Annotated in this window: 20 protein-coding genes, 1 tRNA gene and 1 pseudogene; 6 read left to right on the top strand and 16 right to left on the bottom strand. The window is 37.0% G+C overall.

All coding sequences use genetic code 11. The features are described 5' to 3' along the window. Positions 1-113, top strand: a pseudogene (locus ACFILY_RS08105) (DNA adenine methylase); the annotation flags it as partial. A gap of 102 nt (positions 114-215) precedes the next feature. On the opposite strand, the gene ACFILY_RS08100 reads toward ACFILY_RS08105, so the two are convergent. The 8 genes from ACFILY_RS08100 to rpmH form a co-directional block, all read right to left on the bottom strand. Next, a tRNA-Leu gene (locus ACFILY_RS08100) sits at positions 216-300 on the bottom strand. 113 nt (positions 301-413) lie between these two features. After that, the gene (locus ACFILY_RS08095; RefSeq protein ID WP_375637836.1) at positions 414-1,034 is read right to left on the bottom strand and encodes a 2,3-bisphosphoglycerate-dependent phosphoglycerate mutase; all 621 of its coding nucleotides are present in this window, start codon (positions 1,032-1,034) and stop codon (positions 414-416) included. 28 nt (positions 1,035-1,062) lie between these two features. After that, positions 1,063-1,875: a 4-hydroxy-tetrahydrodipicolinate reductase gene (gene dapB, locus ACFILY_RS08090; protein WP_375637835.1), complete on the bottom strand. Its 813-nt coding sequence runs from the start codon at positions 1,873-1,875 to the stop codon at positions 1,063-1,065. Between the two features lie 1,219 nt (positions 1,876-3,094). Further along, on the bottom strand, positions 3,095-3,787 hold the full coding sequence (locus ACFILY_RS08085; protein ID WP_273790709.1) for a glutathione S-transferase family protein: 693 nt from the start codon (positions 3,785-3,787) through the stop codon (positions 3,095-3,097). Between the two features lie 139 nt (positions 3,788-3,926). Further along, on the bottom strand, positions 3,927-4,571 hold the full coding sequence (gene yihA, locus ACFILY_RS08080; RefSeq protein ID WP_375637834.1) for a ribosome biogenesis GTP-binding protein YihA/YsxC: 645 nt from the start codon (positions 4,569-4,571) through the stop codon (positions 3,927-3,929). Then, positions 4,568-6,406, bottom strand: coding sequence for a membrane protein insertase YidC (gene yidC, locus ACFILY_RS08075; protein WP_273790711.1), 1,839 nt, complete (start codon positions 6,404-6,406; stop codon positions 4,568-4,570). The genes yihA and yidC overlap by 4 nt, the downstream gene beginning before the upstream one ends. Continuing rightward, on the bottom strand, positions 6,396-6,788 hold the full coding sequence (rnpA, locus tag ACFILY_RS08070) for a ribonuclease P protein component (RefSeq protein WP_375612257.1): 393 nt from the start codon (positions 6,786-6,788) through the stop codon (positions 6,396-6,398). The genes yidC and rnpA overlap by 11 nt, the downstream gene beginning before the upstream one ends. A gap of 117 nt (positions 6,789-6,905) precedes the next feature. Then, positions 6,906-7,040: a 50S ribosomal protein L34 gene (rpmH, locus tag ACFILY_RS08065; RefSeq protein ID WP_005864709.1), complete on the bottom strand. Its 135-nt coding sequence runs from the start codon at positions 7,038-7,040 to the stop codon at positions 6,906-6,908. A gap of 576 nt (positions 7,041-7,616) precedes the next feature. On the opposite strand from rpmH, the gene ACFILY_RS08060 reads away from it, so the two are divergent. Continuing rightward, complete coding sequence (locus ACFILY_RS08060) at positions 7,617-8,678, top strand: Mrp/NBP35 family ATP-binding protein (protein ID WP_375637833.1); 1,062 nt, start codon at positions 7,617-7,619, stop codon at positions 8,676-8,678. Positions 8,679-9,065: 387 nt separating this feature from the next. Here ACFILY_RS08060 and ACFILY_RS08055 read toward each other — a convergent pair whose 3' ends face one another. The 7 genes from ACFILY_RS08055 to ACFILY_RS08025 form a co-directional block, all read right to left on the bottom strand. After that, the gene (locus ACFILY_RS08055; protein ID WP_375631211.1) at positions 9,066-9,857 is read right to left on the bottom strand and encodes a pyrroline-5-carboxylate reductase; all 792 of its coding nucleotides are present in this window, start codon (positions 9,855-9,857) and stop codon (positions 9,066-9,068) included. Between the two features lie 55 nt (positions 9,858-9,912). Beyond that, positions 9,913-10,158, bottom strand: coding sequence for a hypothetical protein (locus tag ACFILY_RS08050; RefSeq protein ID WP_273790715.1), 246 nt, complete (start codon positions 10,156-10,158; stop codon positions 9,913-9,915). A 102-nt stretch (positions 10,159-10,260) separates the two neighbouring features. Further along, positions 10,261-10,629: a YraN family protein gene (locus ACFILY_RS08045; protein ID WP_273790744.1), complete on the bottom strand. Its 369-nt coding sequence runs from the start codon at positions 10,627-10,629 to the stop codon at positions 10,261-10,263. 4 nt (positions 10,630-10,633) lie between these two features. Next, the gene (gene rsmI / locus ACFILY_RS08040; protein ID WP_273790716.1) at positions 10,634-11,521 is read right to left on the bottom strand and encodes a 16S rRNA (cytidine(1402)-2'-O)-methyltransferase; all 888 of its coding nucleotides are present in this window, start codon (positions 11,519-11,521) and stop codon (positions 10,634-10,636) included. A 2,056-nt stretch (positions 11,522-13,577) separates the two neighbouring features. Continuing rightward, positions 13,578-15,242: a 4Fe-4S dicluster domain-containing protein gene (locus tag ACFILY_RS08035; protein WP_375637832.1), complete on the bottom strand. Its 1,665-nt coding sequence runs from the start codon at positions 15,240-15,242 to the stop codon at positions 13,578-13,580. Between the two features lie 3 nt (positions 15,243-15,245). Beyond that, positions 15,246-16,166, bottom strand: a complete 921-nt coding sequence (locus tag ACFILY_RS08030; protein ID WP_375637831.1) for an electron transfer flavoprotein subunit alpha/FixB family protein — start codon at positions 16,164-16,166, stop codon at positions 15,246-15,248. A 51-nt stretch (positions 16,167-16,217) separates the two neighbouring features. Further along, positions 16,218-16,964 (bottom strand): electron transfer flavoprotein subunit beta/FixA family protein, encoded by a 747-nt coding sequence (locus ACFILY_RS08025; protein WP_273790719.1) that lies wholly within the window; start codon positions 16,962-16,964, stop codon positions 16,218-16,220. Between the two features lie 512 nt (positions 16,965-17,476). On the opposite strand from ACFILY_RS08025, the gene ACFILY_RS08020 reads away from it, so the two are divergent. The 3 genes from ACFILY_RS08020 (at position 17,477) to ACFILY_RS08010 (ending at position 20,206) form a co-directional block, all read left to right on the top strand. Further along, entirely contained in the window at positions 17,477-18,295 is an 819-nt protein-coding gene (locus ACFILY_RS08020) for a hypothetical protein (RefSeq protein ID WP_273790720.1), read from the top strand. Positions 18,296-18,473: 178 nt separating this feature from the next. Next, positions 18,474-19,394, top strand: a complete 921-nt coding sequence (locus tag ACFILY_RS08015; RefSeq protein WP_375613503.1) for a sulfite exporter TauE/SafE family protein — start codon at positions 18,474-18,476, stop codon at positions 19,392-19,394. 2 nt (positions 19,395-19,396) lie between these two features. After that, positions 19,397-20,206: a TIGR02186 family protein gene (locus ACFILY_RS08010; protein WP_375637830.1), complete on the top strand. Its 810-nt coding sequence runs from the start codon at positions 19,397-19,399 to the stop codon at positions 20,204-20,206. Positions 20,207-20,228: 22 nt separating this feature from the next. Here ACFILY_RS08010 and ACFILY_RS08005 read toward each other — a convergent pair whose 3' ends face one another. Continuing rightward, positions 20,229-20,510: a DUF6460 domain-containing protein gene (locus ACFILY_RS08005; protein WP_273790723.1), complete on the bottom strand. Its 282-nt coding sequence runs from the start codon at positions 20,508-20,510 to the stop codon at positions 20,229-20,231. A 1,104-nt stretch (positions 20,511-21,614) separates the two neighbouring features. Between ACFILY_RS08005 and ACFILY_RS08000 the strand changes: the two genes are divergently transcribed. Further along, positions 21,615-22,261 (top strand): ABC transporter substrate-binding protein (locus ACFILY_RS08000; RefSeq protein ID WP_375631208.1); only part of this gene is annotated, 647 nt, incomplete at its 3' end.

Raw genomic sequence — 22,261 nt, 5'->3', positions numbered from 1 at the left:
ATGCGGTTCGAGAGATCTTTAAGGATTTTGACTTTTTAGAATTAGAGACCCTTTGGACCTCTGGTTTTGCTAAAAAAACACCCCGAAAAGAACTCTTGATTCGTAATAATTAGAGAGACGTGTTGCAAAATCCTATTCCCTAACTTTTATTTACGCGTCCCTCACTGTAAAAAATATATGGAAAATCAATAAATTATTTTGGATAAAAAAGAGCATGGTGCCCAAAAGAGGACTCGAACCTCCACGCCTTACGGCACAGGTACCTGAAACCTGCGCGTCTACCAATTCCGCCATCTGGGCTCATAAAATTCATCTAAGCGCATGACGCAATTCTGTCAATAAAATTATAGACTTTATTTTTTCAGCTTAAAACGATTGAATTGAATTTTTGGGGAGATCATGATTTTAGAAGTTTAAGGTGTGAGGACTTTCTTTGATAAAATTGTTGAATCCGGATTAAATGTGTAAATAATAGGAATACCGGTCGCTAATTCTTGAGATATAATTTCCTCACCGGAGAGACCTTCAAGTGCCATAATAAGAGCACGAAGAGAATTTCCATGCGCTGCGATTAAAACAGTTTGGGAGCGCAAAATATGAGGCTGGATATGGTAAAGATAATAAGGCCAGATGCGCGCACCGGTGTCGCGTAGGCTTTCTCCATTCGGGGGTGCAATTGTATAGGAGCGGCGCCACATTTGCACTCGCTCTTGCCCCCATTGTTGGCGTACTTCATCTTTATTTAAACCAGAAAGATCACCATAATTACGTTCATTTAATGCGGGATTTTTTATCACTTCTAAATCTGATTGTCCCATTTGCTCTAAAATGTGCTGAGCGGTTTTTTGAGCACGCTGTAAGGCTGATGTATAAGCGATATCAAACTTCAAACCATATTCTTTCAGTTTTTTTCCTGCTGCTATCGCTTCGGCATGACCTTTTTCTGTTAAATCAGGATCTTTCCAACCGGTAAAAAGGTTTTTGAGATTCCATTCACTTTGTCCATGACGAATTAGTGTAAGTATGCGTCCCATTATGAATTGCCTCTATTCTATTGATTGTTTAAAATTCATCGTTCAATCCCAAAACATCGAACATTGAATAAAGACCGCTTTCATGATTTTGTGCCCATAAAGCTGCTTTTAATGCGCCATTGGCAAAGATAGAGCGTTCTTGCGCTGTATGTGAAAGAACAATGCGCTCATTGGAGCCGGCAAAAATGACACTGTGTTCTCCAACAACTGTCCCACCACGTGAACAGGAAAAGCCAATGGTGCCTTTTTTGCGTTTACCTATATGACCATTGCGTTCGTTGACACGCACATTTTTAAGCATAACATTGCGCCCTTCAGCTGCTGCTTGGCCAAGAAGAAGGGCTGTTCCAGAAGGGGCGTCAACTTTGTTAGCGTGATGCATTTCATAAACTTCGATATCAAAATCATCGGCTTCTAATGCTTTAGCGGCTTTCTTTACAAGGTTGGCTAAAAGATTTATTCCAAGGCTCATATTTCCGGATTTGACAATTGTTGTATATTTCGCAAAATCTGCAATTTTTTCTTCTTCTGTTTTGCTAAATCCTGTGGTGCCAATAATATGGACAAGACTTTTTTGAGCAGCGTAGTTAGCATAAAGAATACTGGCTTCTGGTTGTGAAAAATCTAAAATACCTTCTGTATTAGAAAAGGCATTTTCGGGATCGTCAGTGATACCAATCCCAAGAGAATCTGAACCAATTAAGGCACTGGCATCTTTTCCTACAAACGGTGAGCCTTTGCGTACAAGAACAGCACAAAGTTCTACATCTCTCCTCTGCTGGATTGTTGTAATGAGTTCACGTCCCATTCTTCCATTTGCACCAACAACTGTAAGGCGCATTTTTATCTCCTTATAATACTTTACTGTGCAGTATAGGCAAATTCTTGCCTTCTTTCCAATGGTTCTTTTTCTTTATAGAAAAATTTTTTTCCTGCTTTAATTTATCTTGTTGTGCTGTAGAATACTGTTGTTTAGAGCAAGTGATATAAGATCTGCAAATTTAAATAGAGATGTTTTTCGTTAGAGTGTGTGATGAATATTCCTAAGTAAGGTTTGCTTATGTCACCTAAAGGAGATTGTGTATTACTTTACGCTTTTGTTTCTTTCGTTCTTTAAGGGGGGAGCGTTCTTCATGCAAAACAAGATCTCCAAAACAAAATACACCTATGTTGTCAATTCATGCGCTTTTCTTAAAGAAATATTTATCAATTCTTCTAAACTTATTTTATGATAGTGCTCGTGAGTGGTATCACGAGAGAGTATCCATGAATAATATAACATCTATTCTGCGCCACTATCTTTATGCTTCATAAATAGAGAAAATTAGCATTATCATACGTTTTGTTAGCCTTTAATGTTTTAATAATTCTTGGCACTTAGGCATTTTCATTCTTTTCTTTAATATTCTTTCATTTACCAATTCCATTTGTGACGCATAAGAAAGCGATTTTGATTGTTTTAAATGTGATGAAGGTAATGAGAAAAAGGTATTTGGAATTGATGATTAAAGTAAAAAAACGATTATTTATCATTGTATATCAATATGTTACCCATAAATAAAATCACGTAAAAAGGGGATAAAAACAAGGGGCTAACAAGAAGTTGGATTGTTTTCACACGAGAGTTGGTCGGATTCTTCATCTTTTAGGAAAGTCAGTTTAAAAAATTGTTATGTTGTAAAAACGCATGATGAGGATTTTTTTATTATAGAGCAAATAGTATATATGTTATGCAATGCGTTTTTTCATATATTGGGGAGACTTGAGGATAACATGCGTTAAGTATTGTTATTTTATTTGCCTAGCTTCTAATGATGCTACAGCTCTTGTATTTAAAGAGAGTCGTTAAAATGCTTTCTTAAATATTTTTTATTCCTGTGCTAATCTTTTTTTGTGACACGATAAGAAAGTATTTTTTTTGATTCAATTATAATGGGTCTTATTCCCTGTTGAATACGATTATAAATCATTATATCGTTTATACGCATGCATAAAAATTCATAAACCTATAAATATCCTTTAGATAAAATATCACTTTTATTTTTGTTTGTGAGAGAAGGCTAGAAATCAAGATCTGCATAGTGAGCACTTGCAACAATTCCGCGGACGCGATCTGTTAAAAGAGAACGAAAAGAAGGGCGTGATTTTATTCTCATATACCAGTCTTTGGCAGCAGGAGATTGTTCCCAGTCAATTTCCCCTAGAAAGTCAAGTACAGAAATAGAAGCTGCTGCTGCTAGATCTGCATAGGACAAGGCAGAACCGACTAAGCTATCGCGAGAGGCACAGAGCCAATTGAGATAGTTCATATGTGGTAAAATATTGGCACGTGCATTGCGTAAAATTTGTGAATTAGGAGCACCACCGCCAATGGCAAGTGGCATTTCACGTTTATGGATTCGTTCTCGTACGATATGGCGCGTTGCTTCATTTTCGAATTTATTTAAGAACCAGTCATTGAGACGGCGTACTTCTGCACGATCTAAAGGATTTTCCGGAAAGAGCTTATTTTCTTGTCGTAAACTTCCATGTGTTTCGTCTAAATATTCGCAGATAACAAGAGGACCTGATAATGGAACCTCGTGTTCATCGAGAAAAACAGGAACATGACCAGCGGGATTGAGGGCTAGAAATTCGTGTCTTCTTGCCCATTCATATTCTTCAATCAGTTGAGTGGTTACACCATATTCCCCAAGAATGAGGCGTATGAAGCGCGAGGCAGCGGATAGGGGAGAGTGAAAAAGTGTCAGCATAATTTACACTATCAAATAGAGTTGAAGAGAATTCTTTCAAGTAATCATTTTTATAAAGATGCTTGACTAGAAGTACAAGATCATTAGCAGCTGCTAGTAATTATAATTAATAAATTGTTAATGACCAAGAATTGTTCTCTTATGCGATGGTTTGCAAAATGGCAGCACGTAATTCTTCTAAACCGATAGCTTTTTCTGAAGAGGTTACAAGAAGCTCAGGATAAGCTGCTGGGCGTTTAAGAAGCTTTGTTTGTGTGCTCATAATTAATTTTTCCAAGGCATTTGATTTGATTTTATCGCTTTTTGTCAAAACAATTTGATAAGAAACGGCTGCTTTATCAAGGAGAGCAAGAACATCTTCATCATTATTTTTGATTCCGTGCCGTGAATCAATCAAGATATATACACGTTTTAACGTTGTGCGCCCCCGTAAATAGCTAAAAATCAAATTTTTCCACTTATCAACAAGATTTTTAGGAGCAGCAGCAAAACCATAACCAGGCATATCTACTAATGCTAGAGGGGGAAGGTCTCCTAGTTGCCCACTGAAGCCATCGGGGACAAAATAATTAAGCTCTTGAGTCCGTCCTGGTGTATTTGAGGTACGTGCTAAGCTTTTTTGTTGAACGAGTGCGTTGATTAAAGATGATTTTCCAACATTGGAACGTCCTGCAAATGCAATTTCTGGTGGTCCTTCGGGGGGGAGAAAGCGTATTGCTGGTACACCACGAATAAAAATCCAATTGCGAGAAAAAATTCCAGAAAGGGAAGAATCTCTTGTCATTCACGCACTTCTTTTTTGGGTGATCTTCTCCAGATGGCTTTCAGATTATCAAAAAGCTCAATTTTAACTCCTTGGCGCTTCATCATGATACCTTGCTGAATGATTGATAATATATTGTTCCATGCCCAATAGATGACGAGACCAACAGGGAAAGAGGCGAGCATAAAAGTAAAGACAACAGGCATCCATGTGAATATCATCGCTTGGGTTTGGTCTTGAGGAGCGGGATTCATACGCATTTGTAAAAACATCGTTATTCCCATAATCAAAGGCCATGCACCAATCATAAGAAATGTTGGCGTTGTATATGGCAAGAGACCAAACAAGTTAAAAAGAGAAGTTGGATCGGGTGCCGCTAAATCTTTAATCCAGCCAAAGAAAGGGGCATGGCGCATTTCAATGGTGATATAGAGAACTTTATAAAGAGCAAAGAATATTGGGAATTGAACCAACATCGGCCAACAGCCTGCAAGGGGATTTATTTTTTCGGTTTTATATAGTTCTATTATTGCCTTTTGTTGTTTGGTTTGGTCATCGGGATACTTTTCTTTTATTTCTAGCAACCGCGGTTGTAAAAGCTTCATGCGTGCCATAGATTTATAAGATTTATTGGCTAGAGGGAAAAGAAGAGTTTTTAAGAGCACTGTGACAAGAAGGATGGCTATACCAAAATTCCCTGTTTGTTTATAAAGAATATCAATGAGGGAAAACATTGGTTTGGTGATGAAATCAAACCAGCCCCAATCAATTAAAAGAGCAAACTTTTTGATTTTTAGGTCATTTTGATAACTATTAATAATTTCAACTTGTTTTGCACCAGCAAAAAGACGATTTGTAACAGTTTTTGTTTCATTTGGGGCAATCGTTAAAAGCGACCCTAGCAAGTCAGACTGATAATGTGTTTGCAAACGATCAAAATAAATAAAACGGCTTGTATATTCTTTATTTTGCGGGGGAATAACTGCTACAGCCCAATATTTATCGGTAATACCAATCCAACCTCCTGTTACTTTGGAAAAAGTCACGCTCTTTTGCCCATTATCAGGATTTGGGTCAAGCTCTGCTAAGGTTTTATATTTTTCAGTTTTGAGCGAATCTCCAGCAATACCTATCATACCTTCATGAAGTAAATAGGTTGCATTTGTATGTTCTGGTGGTGCAGCACGTGCAACGCGGGCATAGGACGAGAGATGTATTGGTTGATCACTTTCATTGCTGATAGAATCCTCAATGGTAAACATGAAATGATCATCAACAGAAAGGGTCCGTCGGAAGATTTGTCCCTGTCCATTATTATAAATTAAAGTGATAGGTGTTGAAGGAGTCAGGATTGTATTGTTTCCCTCTACTTGCCATTTTGTATCCGATTGTGGCAAGGCTTTTGCTGGCAAAGACGCACTTGCAAAACCAAATTCAGCAAGGTAGGTCGTTTTGAAACCTTTAGGGTTTAGCAAATCGATTTCCGGTGATTTTTTATCGACTGTTAAACGATATTTTTTGAGGTGAAGATCATCAAATTGTGCACCAACAAGATTAATAGAGCCTTCCAGTTCATTGGTTTGGATCGCAATACGCTCTGTTTTGGCCAATACAGCTTTCCGGATTTCAGGTGTCATTGGCTGTTCGATGATAGATGTTGCTTGATGCGTTGAGGTATCGTCAGAAAAATCCGTCGTGGTAGTAGAAAGGGCTGATTGTTGTTTTGACAATTGCTGTGTGATGACATGTTGTTTTTGTAACTTTGCTTGTTTGGGAGCAACATGAAGAAATTGCCATGCGATGAGCACTACGAAAGATAAGCCAATAGCGATAAAGAAATTGCGGTTATATTCCATCCGTACACCCTTGTTGTTGTTGCTGATGTTTTATTTTTGGTTTTATTCGCCGATTTAATTCACTAATCAAGGATGTAAAAGGCGCATGTAACACATCACGGTACGCTACAATGACATAATCTGTTCCTGCTTCCATGTGGTTTGTTACACCAACTCTCACGGCTTCACGCAAGCGCCTTTTAATACGATTACGTTTCACAGCATTACCGTTTTTACGAGTAACAGTGAAGCCTACACGTGCAAAAAGAGAATCTTTTCTTTCTGTTGTTTGTTCACGAGATTTAACTTCGAGCAAAAATAAAGGACCACGTCGTTTTTCTCCTGTACGGACAGCCAAAAAATCTGCTCTTTTGCGAATACGGCAGGGATGTTTTTTCTTCATAAAAGAACATTTCGCAATTTCACTAAATGCCTGCAAGCAGGCATTAGAGGTTCATAATGAAAGTTTCACAACGAAGAAATGATGAGCAATCCTCAACGGTTGTGAAAATTTAAATGGTTAGGCAGAGAGCCGCTTACGTCCACGAGCACGTCTTGCAGCAATAACTTTACGTCCTCCAGCTGTGGCCATGCGTGCACGAAACCCATGGCGGCGTTTACGGACAAGTTTAGAGGGTTGGTAAGTACGTTTCATTTATTTAAATACCGCGGAGTGCGGCCCTTCTTAATCTTCGTTTTATGAGCAGTTATGCGCGAGAGGGATAATTTTATCCTATCATACGGCTGTTAACCCATAAGGAAAAATATAAAAAAAGTCAATCTTAGATTGTTTTTCTCTCTCTTGAAAGAATACAAAACACCTTATAACTGTCTGTGACACTTTTTTACAATACTGTAAGAGTGTTAGAAAATAACAATTGAATCTACAGAACGTAAATGGCTAGGGCGTTAAAGAATTAAAGAAAGTGTGACTGATTACTGTATGCTCAATTTAAAATATCCTTTAATATTAAGAGTTTTTTTTACAAAATTTTTATCAGAATATTCATTAAAGTGGTTGTAGCACAAACATGATTAATAGGATTTATATCAGATTTTATGTTTGAGCTTCTTTATTTAAGGATGATTTCATATTTTTAAAGAGAGTAAGATATAAGTAATGTATACTTTATAATGCTGAGTAAAGTAGAAAATTATCAGGTGATAAGCCTGTAAGTATTTTTTGTTCTTATGCTTGTATTTGCTGGTATTTTTATAGAGAGGAAAGAACGTGGATCCTATCACAAGTGAAGCTGTCCGCAACGTATTACGTACAATCAAAGGACCAGATCTTGAAAGCGATATTGTGTCGTTGGGTCTTCTTTCAGAAATATTGATTGCTGATGGTAAGGTTTTCTTTTCTATTACAGTTCCTGATGGAGGTGTGCAAGAATGGGAATCATTGCGTCGTTCTGCTGAAAAGATGGTATGTGCCTTGGAAGGAGTGAAATCTGTTGTTGTCACACTTACAGCAGAAAAAACAACAAAGGCAGTACCTAGACGGAGAGCAAATCTCTTACCGATCAAAATGCCCATAGAAGGTGTGCGGCATGTGATTGCTGTTGCTTCTGGAAAAGGAGGGGTAGGAAAATCTACGATGGCAGTAAATATCGCCTTAGCTTTACAAGATTCTGGTTTCAAGACGGGGGTGATGGATGCTGATATTTATGGTCCTTCGTTGCCACGTTTGACAGGACTTGTTAATCAAAAACCACAGCTTATTGGAGAAAAAAAGATTCAACCTCTTGAAAAATTCGGACTTAAATTGATGTCGATGGGATTTTTGGTTGAGGAAGAAAAGCCGGTAGTATGGCGTGGTCCTATGGTTATGGCAGCTGTAACGCAATTGTTACGAGATGTTGTATGGGGCCCTCTGGACATTTTAGTCGTTGATATGCCGCCCGGTACAGGGGATGCACAATTAACGCTTGCTCAACAGGTACAATTAACAGGTGCGTTGGTTGTCTCTACGCCACAAGATCTTGCTTTAGTGGATGCGCGTAAAGCAATAGAAATGTTCATGAAAGTCAATGTTCCTATTTTAGGACTCATTGAGAATATGAGTTATTTTATCGCTCCTGATACAGGAAAACGCTATGATATTTTTGGCTATGGTGGTGCACGGGCAGAAGCGGAACGTCGAGAAGTCCCTTTCTTAGCGGAAATACCGCTTGATGCGGCTTTAAGATTTTCTTCAGATGAGGGGGTCCCTATTTTTGTTGCTAAGCCTAGTGAAGAGCATGCTAAACTATATCGTAAAATTGTTGATCAAATAAAAAATCAACTCTTTTGAATGTTTTTTTAAGAGAGTTTATTAAAACACAATCATGAAAGACATAAAAATAGTTTCTTCTTTGTAAGGAGAAGTTTTAATGCGAGAATGGAGTATATTAGGTTAAATAAATAAAAAATTATTCATGCGTTTGGATAACCTGAAGGGGACACAAATTGAAGAGTTGGAGCCGTGAGGTAGAAAAAAATATTGGACTTGAGGCTAAAAGAAGACAGAAAATAAAAGTAATTTAGAAAAATTGTAAAAGGTTGTAAAAAATATTTTAATAATCAATTTTTTCATAAAATAGTATTTTTTCAGGTGTAAAAAAGCATTTTTCGATGTGAGTTTTCTTGATATACATCTTCAACATTTAGTTTTTTCTTATTGAGATGATAAAAATATTGGTCAAGTCTTTTTAGAAGCATTCATTTTTTGCAAAGTAGCCTCAAGAGCGGTTGTTAAAGCATTCCTTCCCCCTTGTTGAGAAAAGTAATTTGACAAAAATTCATTTGTTCCACCCTTTGTTGAAAACTCTTTTTCAAGCAGTGCAAAATCGAGAAATGCAGAATGATCCGTTGCTGTAATTTTACGCATTTCATCCGTAAGATTTCCAAACATCATAGTAAGGAATTCTGCTGATTGCTGTTTTTTTAACCCTTGTGTTATAAACCATTGATGGGCAGTTTCTATAAAATTAAAATATACTCCCATAAGTGAACCTGCTGTCATAAAAAGATTAAACTGCTCTTCCTTATCCAGCACTAATGTGCCCCCCAATGCATCAAATAAAGTGCGTAAAAAGGGATGATCGGGATAGATTGGTGTCAAATTTTTGCATTCTGCAACAAAAGGTAATGGAACAGCACGATAAACTTTATGATTAATCCACTCTTCTATTTCTGCTGCTTTTGCCATAGCAAGTACGGAAATAACCAGCTGTTCTGGACGAAAACAAAGAGAGCGCAAAACGTCTTCTGCAATTTGATTGGGCAAGCAAAGAAAAACACAATCACTAACATCGAGCAACGCTTGGTTATTTTCAGCAATCATAACCGTATCATAGGTGCGTGAAAGGCGCTCTGCTGTTTGTGCATTGCGAGGCGAAACAATAATGGAAGAAACATCAAAGGTGCTTGTCATTAAGCCATTCACCATTGAAGCACTGATTGTACCCGTTCCTAAAAAGCCAAGTTTCATTTCTATTTCTCAGTTTTATATTTTTAAAGGAATCTCAATCAACATTTCAGGTGTTTTAACTAACATAAACGCTAATTGAAGAAGCAACACATAACATAGCAAGAATAATCAAGCCCAAATAGATTTTAGGCTTGTCAAAGAGAACGGCAAAAGCAGAAAACCAACCAACAACAGCTGCGGCTAATGCAAATAAAAAACCTGGTTTATTCATAAGCACAATATGCATTGCCATTAAACCACCAATAATGAGCGCTCCAAAAATAATGAGTAAACCTGTTGCAAACTTTTCATAATCATCCATATTTTGCTCCTTATAGCGCTCAATTATTACACACTTTTTAACGCATATGCACATAAAAACGAAATGTTTTTTATTGAATATGGTTAAAACGGGGGGTGTCTTTTATTGATCAGATGTAAAAAATGCAGGGATATGCTGTGGCCAACGCCAAGGTAAAATTGCAACCAAATCAAAGCGCACAGACAAAAGGGCATAATCTTTTTGCCGTGCGAGCCAAATATCGGCAGCTGCTTCAATTCGCCTTTCATTCATTCGGGAAACCGCTTCCATTGCTTCAGCCAACGTTGAACGTGCTTTAACTTCAACGATTAACACAAGATTTCCGCGTCGTGCAATTAAATCAATTTCCCCACATTTTGTTTTAAAACGCCTTTCGGCAATGTGAAACCCTTTGCAACGTAGCCACCAAGCTGCCAATTTTTCTGCACGTACCCCTCGATAAAAAGACTTTTGTCTGCGTTTTTTTTGCATCATTTTATGCATTTTTTAAAAAGATTAATCGCTGAAAAAGTTCCTGCTTTTTTAAACCGGTTTTTTTTGCAACAAAAGCTGCCGCTTGAGCAGCAGAATATGTCCGTGCGCGTTCTAGTAGCATTTCATCAATTTCTTGATCACTTATCACATTTAAAGAAGAAGATGATTCTCCTACAACTACAACAATTTCCCCACGAATATGTGCTTGTTTTCTGTAATTTTCCAACAAGTTCCCCAAATTGGAAACATCTACTGTTTCAAACTTTTTTGTTAATTCACGACAAATGGCAGCAGGTCGATCAGCCGAAAAAAGTGTGACCATATCCTGTAAAGTTTCAACAAGACGATGCGGTGATTCATAAAAAATCAAAGTTGCTGGAATCTCTTTTAATTGTTCCAACCGTTTTCGGCGTTGTAGCTTTCGTGCACTCAAAAAACCTGCAAAAAAAAAGCTATCAGTAGGAAGCCCTGTCGGTATAAGAGCGGCTAAAAGAGCGGATGCTCCAGGAATAGGAATGATTTTATGACCAGCTTTACGGGCCTCTTCCACCAATCGAAATCCGGGATCAGAAATAAGTGGTGTTCCGGCATCTGAAACAAGTGCTACTGTTTTGTTTTCTGCTAAAGCCGCTAAGAGCTTTGGACCCGCTTTTTGCGCATTATATTCATGATAGAGAAAAGTTTTTTTTTGAATACCGTAACGTTCTAACAAAACACGTGTTACTCGCGTATCCTCACACGCTAAAATATCAATTCCTGCAAGCACTTGCAAAGCACGAAGCGTAATATCTGCAAGATTTCCGATAGGTGTTGCCACAAGATAAAGCCCTGATTCTATAACGGGTGCAGAATAAGCATGCGCACCTATAAAATATGCTTTTTCACACATGCTCTTTTCTTTTCATTAAATTCTCCTCACCACAAGATTTTTATCCATACTCATAAGCCATTTTGGCTTATTTTTTACCAGCACATTTTTTATCATTACAAAGGCTTACCTTACTCGAATAATCGATTACACTACAATAAGATAATTTCATATTTAACGTCTTAATTTAACATTATTATCTATTTTGATCCGCGTTATTTTTTCCAGTAAAACAAATTCCAAATGTAACCAATATTCTATCAGCCCCATGATTTTCTATAAAGTTTTTCCTTCGAGAACCAAAAAACAATTTTACCCATGTTATCATCTCATGCTTGGTTATGCTCTTTTAAAAGCTAAGCATTTTAGATTATTTTCATAATGCCGATTTTTCAAATATTCTATTGATATCCAAACTGTTTTTCTGAGCAAATGTAAACAGCCTCTTTTGAAGCACAAACAGTTAACTGGCAGCTGACTGTATTGTTATTGATTAAATATAAGCTCTTATCAGCAAAATACTTTATTTTTTCATATTCTCTATAGCTTTAACAGTATAATGAGTACCTTAGAAAAGTTTAAGGCTAATTTTTATCTTAAAGATTTGATTTATAATGGAAAATTTATTATTTTGCCTATTAATTAGGAGCTTTAAATATCGTAACATTATCTCAGCTCTTCTTATAGTCATTAATTAAAATTATTTTCGTGCATCTTGAAACCTTCTCAAAGCAAAGATTATCGCATCATTGGGGATCGCAGAGAAAATGATGCTGCTAGCTTGTACTTTTTATCTCGTAAATATAGAACTGTTCGTTCACAGGAGTGTGTTATACCTTTTTCGGATAGTGTCGCGAAATAATTGTTTGATATGAGAGCTATCTCTTAAAAACAAGCCCATGATTGAACAACACAAGTCTGCTTTAATTTTGGATACCTTATTTTTTTGAAGGATATGCTCCTATAAAAAACTTAAGTAATAAAAGCGGGGACAATACGTTATTTCTTCTTTTTAGAGGATATTGTGATGCTTTTGAAAGTTTAAAAACCAAATGGACAGATGATAGTAAAGAGGAAAACAGGTTTTTTCCTTTCAGGTTTCATATTCTTGCTAAATGAAACTGTATTTTCGTTTCAGAGATTACTCAAATAGAATATGCAATATTTTTGCTCTAGCTACAAAATCTGGAACGGCGTGCAGAGCTTTCATTCATCTTAATCTTTCTTTTAAATATACCACTATGTTCAATTTGGATGTTGATTTACAAGCAACAGCGAAAGCACAAGCTTTATAAACAAACAACTCTATAAAACGCGTCATAGAGTGGTTATGAAAGCTATTTTGGTTTTTATCAGATGTTTTGCTAATAGCGATAGTCTCCATGGCTTGGTATCTGCTTATTCTTACGGTATTTGCATACATTCATTGCAGTATATTGGTAAAGGGCAGTATATTGGTAAAGGTTAGATGCAAGACGATTATCTTTAATGCAAAAATAAAAGGTTAATGTAAGATTTTTTCGTGTCATTATCATTAGAAACATAAAAAGGGCTTGAGCAAGCATGCTCTTTATCTCTTTATCTCGCAATGTTTTTTCTACATTTGTTTGTGGTTTTCTTGAGTGAGCATTACTTGCCAAGTGTAGGAGAAAAAATAAACTTGAAGTGTACCTCCGTAGGTTTTGCTCTTGGCTAGTTAAAACGATTGATGTTTCTTATGAGAGGGCTAAAAGCATTTTGGATCATGTGGGAGAGGGGGTAAAGTAGAACGGGCTTATTTCCTTTCAGATTTTCGAGAACCGCGGTTTTTCCTTTATTGCAGAATTTTCAAGAATATATTCATTATTGTTTTGCCATTTAGATAAAAAAATTTTGATAAAAATATGTTATGTTTTTCTATTGAAAAAAGTCATGTGGTGAAGAGAGTATTTTATATGAGAATAGAGTTCTTTTTACATTGTGAAAGAACGTATGAAGGAAGGTGATTGATAGATTTCTGATCTGGGAAATATTTTTATTCAATGTGTTTTATATATTACAATTTTAGGAAAATGAACAATGATTATACATTGGGGAATTACATATTGGGATAGAAGGGGCCCTCATTGCCTTGCGGACAGATCCAAGTGATATTTTGGTTTGGATCTTTGATATCGCATGTTTTACAATGTATGCAATTTGAAGCGTTGATCATATAAGTCAGATGATCATTATCCTCTAGCCACTCGTAGACAGCGGCGGGACAATAGCGTGTAGAGGGTCCTCCATAGATCGCATATTCAGAGTCTTTTTGTTTTTTTAATGAGGCTATTTTTAAATGACAAGGTTGATTTTTTTCATGATGCGTATTGGAAAGGGCAACACTTGAAAGGCGATCAAAGGTTACAACGCCATCTGGTTTTGGGTAAGAAATGGGTTGAAATTTTTCTGCTGGTTCAAGGCATGCATAATCTTCCTTTCCATGGGAGAGTGTTTTAAATAAGGAAAATCCGAACAGTTGTTGCCACCACATATCAAAACCAGCAAGTTTAATTCCATATTTTGTCCCATATTTTGCCCAAAGCGGTTTGGCATTTCGCACTTTATAAAGATCTTTTCCAATGAGCCCTTTTCGCCATTGTTCTTCGATTTCTTTAACCTCATCATGGGCACGCCCTTGTGCAAGAGCGGTAGCAATTTTATCGGCAGCTAATATGCCAGATAAGATGGCATTGTGTGATCCTTTGATACGAGGAACATTGACAAATCCAGCAGAGCAGCCAATAAGCGCCCCACCAGGAAAGGTGAGTTTTGGTACAGATTGCCAACCTCCTTCGCTGATAACACGTGCACCATAGGAAAGACGCTTTGCACCTTTAAAGATTTTATAGAGTTTTGGATGTGTTTTAAAACGTTGAAATTCTTCAAAGGGAGAAAGGTAAGGATTTTTGTAATCTAAGTGCACAACAAAACCGACAGAAATGATATTGTTTTCTTGGTGATAAATAAAGCCACCGCCACCGGTATTATTGTCTAAGGGCCAACCAGTGAAATGTTGTACTAAACCGCGTTGGTGTTTGTTGGGGGCAATTTCCCAGAGCTCCTTGAGACCAAGACCAAATTTTTGTGGTTCTCGATTTTTGCTAAGATTAAAATGTTGTATCAGTTGTTTTGCAATTGAGCCGCGTGCTCCTTCCGCAATCAGAGTATATTTTGCCAATAAAGCCATCCCAGGCATATAATTTTTTCCAGGGGTTCCATCTTTGTTAAGCCCCATATCTCCGGTGAGAACACCAATAATAGCTCCGTTATCTTTTTGGATGATGGGTTCTGTTGCTGCAAAACTAGGATAGATTTCAACACCCAACGCTTCAGCTTTTTTGCTTAGCCAGCGGCAGACGCTCCCAAGCGAAACGATATAACATCCGTTATTTGATAAGATTTTAGGGTGCAAAATATTGGGAAATACTGTGGACTTTTGAGGCTTTAGAAAAAAAAATTGGTCTTGTGTGACAGGGGTTGTGAAGGGATGGTCGTTATCATTTCGCCATTCTGGTAAGAGTGTATCGATACCAATGGGGTCAACAACTGCGCCAGAGAGAATATGTGCACCAACTTCGGTCCCTTTTTCAACAATTGTGACAGAAAGCTCAGGATTAATTTGTTTAAAACGAATTGCGGCAGAAAGCCCTGCAGGTCCTGCTCCGACAATGACTATATCAAACTCCATACTTTCACGTTGGTCATGCAGAGGTGCTTTCATGGCTTATAAAGCTTTCTCCAATTCTGGAATAATTTGGTGGAGATCACCTACAAGGGTGTAATCGGCAATTTGCATGATGGGAGCTTCTTCATCTTTATTAATGGCAACAATAATTTGTGCATCCATTATACCGGCTACATGCTGGATTGCACCGGAAATGCCAACGGCGATATAGAGTTCAGGGGCAACGACTTTTCCTGTTTGTCCAATTTGCCAATCATTGGGAGCATAGCCTGCATCCACTGCTGCGCGGCTGGCACCTAAAGCAGCATTTAATTTGTTTGCAAGAGGAAGAAGCAGGGACATAAATTTCTCTTGAGAACCAAGACCACGCCCGCCTGATATAATAACACGTGCTGAGGTGAGCTCAGGACGATCACTTTTGTTTGTCTCTGCTTTTACGAAAGAAGAAAGATTTGGATTGGGAGCTGGTGTTATTGTTTTAATGGGAGCAGAATTATTTTGGGAAGGCGTTGGGGTGAAAGAAGCGGTGCGAACTGTTATAATCTTTTTATAATCATTGGTGCGTACAGTTTCAAATGCATTGCCTGCATAAATTGGTCGTTTGAAGGTATTGGGTGAAAGAATGGCGGTAATATCTGAAATTTGCATAAGATCAAGAAGAGCTGCTACGCGCGGCATCACATTTTTCCCAGTACTGCTGGATGCTGCCATGATCACATCATAATCATTTGCTAACGTGAGGATTGTATCTGCCATAGGCTCGGCAAGTTGATGGGCTAAATAGTCTGCTTTTGCAATAAGAACTTGCCGCACACCATTAAGTTTAGCACTATTTTCCGCTATCGTTTGAATTTTTTCTCCGCAAACCAGAATATCGATATCATTACTGAGTACGCGTGCAGCGGTGAGTGCTTTTGCTGTTTCTTCTGTATTATGATCGGCCAATAAAAGAATTGCCATAAGTTTTTGCCCTTTTATGTGAGTGTTGCTTTTACTCTAGTGGTGAGAATATTAAATGCAGTTCTTCTGTTTTAAGGCTCTAACAAGTTCTACTACATTTGCCACTTTTATACCGGATTGACGGGGTTTTGGCTCTTCAACGCTTAAAATTGTTAAGCGTGCTTTCGTATCGACGCCAAGATCAGTAAGAGATTTTTGTTCAATGATTTTCTTTTTTGCTTTCATGATATTGGGGAGAGAGGTGTAACGCGGTTCATTGAGCCGTAGATCGGCGGTCATAACAATGGGAAGGGGAAGACAAAGGGTTTGTGTTCCATTATCAACTTCACGAGTAACTGTAGCATGCCCATTTTCTATGTTAAGATGTGAGGCAAAAGTTGCTTGTCCCCACCCAAGAAGAGCAGCGAGCATTTGTCCTGTTTGGTTGCTATCGTCATCAATTGCTTGTTTTCCTAAAAAGACCATATTAGGTTTTTCTTCATCAACAATGGTTTTGAGAACCTTAGCAATTGCTAAGGGTTCAAGTGTTTGATCCGTTGTGACAAGAAGTGCGCGATCAGCTCCCATTGCAAGTCCTGTTCGTAGAGTTTCTTTGGCTGCTTCTGGGCCAATTGAAACAAGAAGAACTTCTGAAATTTTACCGGATTCTTTTTGGCGAATGGCCTCCTCCACGGCTATCTCATCAAAAGGATTCATAGACATTTTTACGTGAGACAGATCAACGCCTGTATTATCAGGTTTGACGCGTATCTTGATGTTATAATCAACAACACGTTTGACAGCGACAATTATCTTCATAATGATCCTCTTTGTTTGTACGTCATAAGTTTATAGCAATACTCATAAGAAACCAAATTGTTTAGAATGAAGTCTCAATTTATAACTTGTGTTCTCTTTCATATAAGCTTTTTTTACGTTTACTTGTACTTTCTCGTCGTCATTTTCAATCTTCATATTTTTGCATTGCCATAATTGCCCTATTTGCTTGAATAAAAAGTAAAAAAATCAATTTGTCTTGTGAGAATATTTTTTTAGTTCCTTATGCTTTGTTTATGATGGTGCAATAGGTCCTTTATGCAATGAAAAATTAAGTAAAAAAGATAAAAATGGGGGAATGATTTTTCTCTTCAAATCTTGAATACAGAAAAATTAAAGATCTTTCTTTCAAATATTTTAGATAAAGATTGGGGAAAATATTTCTAACAAAAAAGTTTTTGGGAGTTCTTAAAGCTCTATTTACTAAAATAGAGCACACTTTCTCATCATTTGTTGCGATTCTTTTCAAAAAGGTTAATGAGGGGTAGGCGTTTGTGAATACGAAGGGTCATACGATCGGCCAGGCGACCAAACAGGTTAGGAACGATAAAGTCTTTTCTTTTGTTGAACAGAAAGAGAGCATGGATACTTCTGTAGAAGTAACGATGTCGGATATTGCTCAAAAATTACGCACCGTTTATGCGCAAATGCAAATGAAGCATTCGCCTCGTTCTTTAATGCAGCAGAGTTCGGTAGAAGAGCATTTTAAATCTTACTTAGATGATATTAGTCGGGCCATTTTGGCTGAACATTATATACGTCGTCAAAGAGAAAAAAAGCTTTTCCAGTCTTTAGAGCAGATTAAAACAATTGTTCAAAGTTTGCAGAGTGAAAAAAAAAGCTTAGAAGAAGCAGCGGTAACACGACGGGTGTCTCGTTCAAAATCACCTGATTCTGTTGTACAAAAACTTGCTCACATGGAATGTGAGGGAAATCAAGAACGCTTATTACTTCAAAAGGTGCAAAATTTTTCGAAAGAAAACAGCATAATTTCACTCCAAACAAATGTTGAAAATACGGTGCAGCAAGAAGATAGAAGCCCTTTGCCCAGTGATGCTCTGAAATCTTCTTTTAAAAAGGTTGAGGGGGTAGTGGAGCATGCTGTGATAGAAGAAAAAGGTATGATGGGTGCTCAGGCATCTAATCATTGTATTGAGAATGATTTTTCTTCTTTAAGGACGCAGTCTCGGGAACATGTGTCGTTTTTATCTTATTTGCTAAAAAAAGGTGTTCTTTGTTTTTTAACCGTTGCATTTATGGTAGCGATAACGTTATGTTTTTATAGCTTTTTAAAAGGAGCTCGTTTTTTTTAATTTTTATGATGTTGATGTTAATAGATGTGAAATGTATTGCGCATTCGTGTTTGTGCGGAAGCTATAGCAACTAAAATTATCCTTTTAAACACGCAACAGAGATTATTGGAAAAGAGGATAATTGGAGAAGGATTCTCTAATTGTAAAAAAACCTCAAATTATCTTGAAGGTTCTGTAAGTGAGTATTTATTTACCAATTGCTGAAATGTCACTCAATATGCTGATCTTGATTGGTATGGGAGTCGTTGCTGGTTTTTTTTCAGGACTTTTTGGAATCGGTGGTGGGTTTCTCATCACGCCGTTATTGATTTTTTATAATATTCCTCCTGCTATTGCTGTTGGAACAGGTGCTAACCAGATGATTGCGTCATCTGTAACAGGAGCAATTACACATTTTAGAAGACGTACGCTCGATATTAAACTTGGTATTCTTTTGGCGATTGGAGGAGGGATTGGTTCTTTAATCGGGATTCAGGTTTTCTCTGTTTTGAAAAAGTTAGGTCAATTAGACTTAATGATTTCGCTTCTTTATGTGATTCTTCTTGGAAGTGTAGGAAGCTTGATGATCGTTGAAAGTTGGTATGATATGATGCGCAAGCGTAAGGCAGGAAAAGCCAATATTCGTCTTGCTGGTCGACATAATTGGATTCATCGCTTACCCTTAAAAATGCGTTTTCGGACATCTATGATATATGTTAGCATTATTCCAGTTTTAGGGATTGGTCTCATTGTGGGGTTGTTGTCTTCTATTATGGGAATTGGTGGGGGGTTCTTTATGATACCAGCATTGATTTATCTTCTGCGTGTTCCAACCAGTGTGGTGATTGGGACTTCACTTTTTCAGATTACATTTGTGTCTTCTTTCACGACAGTTTTGCAAAGTATGACTAATCAGTCCGTTGATATTGTCTTGGCTTTTTTGTTAATGCTTGGAGGAAGTATTGGTGCGCAATATGGAACACGGGTTGGACGGAAGTTAAAGGCTGAACAATTGCGTATGGCACTTGCATTTTTAGTGTTGATTGTGTGTATGCGTCTTGCTTTTCAATTATTTATACGCCCTGATAATCTTTTCTCTCTGGATATTCTTATGAGATAAAAATGGGTAGATTATTTTCTTTATACATCATTACAGGTTGCTTTTGTTTTATTTCTTTTTCTACATGGTCACATGTTGGGACGCCAGCTACATTCATTGATCAAGTTGACCACGAAACTGTCCAAATTATTGTAACAACGAATACGATTACTGTGGATGCAAATTTTGCTGGTCGTGATCTTTATATTGCTGGTGTTTTGGAAAATATTGATCCGTTATATTCTCGACAGAACCGTTATGATATTGTTGTAAGCTTGGAGGGACAAGATCGGACAATGGTGATGCGAGAAAAAAAACGCAATGCCGGTGTATGGGTCAATACAGATTCTCTTATTTTTAAAAAGGTTCCTCTTTTTTACTCTATGGTCACAACACGTGAAATTGACGATATTACGAGCATTGAAGATTATAAACGCTTAGGGTTAGGATTACTCTATTTGCCATTGCAGACGGATGAACAAGATCAGAAAAAAATACAAATCTTTCGCGATGAACTTATAAAATTGCAAAAAGCTAAAAGCCTTTATTATGAGGAAGTGGGTGGGGTTCGTTTTGGTTCTGACACACTTTTCACAGCGCATTTTCGTTTGCCAGCAAATATCCCGGTTGGACATTATAAAGTTCGTGCTTATCTTTTTCGTGATGGACAGTTTATTGATAGTGCAACAACGACTCTTGAAATTGTTAAAGCACATATCACCTATACAATTTTTTATGCAGCGCACAAGTATCATTTTTTATATGGTATTGTTGCAGTGATTATTGCTATTACTACAGGATTTTTGTGTCGTTTGATTTTTCGAAAAGATTAACGCAAGGAAAATGTTAAGGCTTTTATTTTTTATGAAAAATTCGTAAGATAAGAAAAATAGGCACAACAACAATAGCTCCTGTCATAGTTATATGAAAGAAATTTGTAAGCGTTATAAATCCTGCTTCCCATAGTGATTGAAAAAAATCGACTATTTTTTGTATGAGGTTTCGAGGTGTCCATCCCAAAAAATTCATTACGATACCAATGAAGAATGAAAGGATAAGCAATTTTAGACTAACGCGGCTTGATTTTTCTCCAAGAAACGCATGAAAAGAATCTAATAATTTTTTTTTTCGCTTCATTTTAATATACTTTCAAAGATCGTGTTTTTTATTGTATTATCATGGTACAGCGATGTTATTATCATAAAGGAAAAACATTTTTTTATTTTTTCTTACTTTTTGAGTTTATCACCTTAGTCTGGTTAACGGTGCTGGTTTTTGAAATATACACATGTTTTATTGCATTTTTTGCGATATTTTCATGGCCCTTTTTTATTAAATAAAGGGATATTCTTTCGTTTCTGAGAATTTGTAGAGAAATTTTATAACGTTTCGATATTTCACATCAGAGTGAGAGTTCTAGTATATTGAAGATTTTGTAACGAACTTATTATTGTCGTGTATAGAAATAATATTTCAAGACAGTTTACTTAAAAAAAGACTATCTATTCTAATAAGGGTGTGCTTATATAAGTATTATATTTAGATATTTCAACCTTGGTGCATTGAAAAGATCTTTTTTTCTGAAAAAATGTAAGCAATGATAAGCAATGAATTGAGTGTTGTTAAAGGAGCAAAGATATTAAAAATACGATATTGAAAAAAGTTTTGTTATGTATATCCGCGTGAGGGAATGTAAGAGGTTTGTGGTGCCCGTGCTCCTTTTATTTGGAAATAAGATATAATTAGAAGCCGTTATTTAGTGGGGAATTATGGAAAAATTCAAAATTCCTCTTGCAGAAGGGGTAGAGGTGTTTCATGTTAGCCGATGGGTGAATTTTTCTGTTTTGTTAAAATATCAAATTATTATTAGGGTTCTTCGTTATTAAGGCGCTTGAGTTAACAGGGGAGAGCCCTTTGATGGCATAAAAACGCTAGAAGAAAGAAGTGACAAGCTTGCCTGATAATAGAGAAGAAGTCTTTGTCTTATCGCGTTCAATGGTAGACGTTGTAATATTATCAATAGATTTGTGATGGGTTATGTCATTCATCATATATTAAATTGCTTTTCGGTGCATATTGGGGGCTTGTTAAGTATGGACAGGAGAAAAGGTTGGAAAGTGGTGCTGTTTGAAAGTTTTAATACTTTGTTTTAGGGGCCTATGGATCGTCTAACCTTATGATTAAGCATGTTCTTGTTGCGTGGGAAATTTATATAATAAACTTTATTTAAAAGGAAAAGTTATGAACTTGAAGAAAAAAATATTGAAAGGGAGCAGCTTTCTTGTTTCTGCTTTTATTGCACTGGGGGTAGTTGGACAACAGGTTTCAGCAAAAACACCGGCTGATACCCTTGTGATGGCTTGGAATCTTGATGCAATCAGTACGTTTGATCCTGCGCAGCTCAATGATGTTTATGGAAGTGAAATTGTTCGCAATGTTTGTGATAACTTGGTGAGTACTGCGACAGATGATCCTGCTAAAATGGTTCCTGCTTTAGCAACGCATTGGGATGTTTCAGGTGATGATCACAGTACGATGATTACTTTTCATTTGCGTGATGGTTTGAAGTTTAATAATGGCAGATCAGCCAATGCCAATGATCTTGTTTGGGGTATGAAGCGGGTTGTCAAATTGAAGATGGGTAATGCGGCAATTTTTAATGAATATGGAATTGTAGAACAAAATGTTGATGATGCTTTGCAAGCTCCTGATAAGAAAACAGTTGTGATGAAATTTGATAAACCTTATCCAGCAGAACTTATTCTTAATAATATTGTTGCAAGTCCTGCAACAGCTTTGCTTGATCGTAACACGATTATGAAACACGAAAAAGATGGTGATTTGGGAAATCAGTATTTGAAGAGTCATGCTGCTTGTGTTGGTCCTTA

Source organism: Bartonella sp. CL25QHWL (assembly GCF_042195335.1).
GTDB lineage: Bacteria > Pseudomonadota > Alphaproteobacteria > Rhizobiales > Rhizobiaceae > Bartonella.
This window is presented reverse-complemented; position numbering and strand designations above follow the sequence as displayed.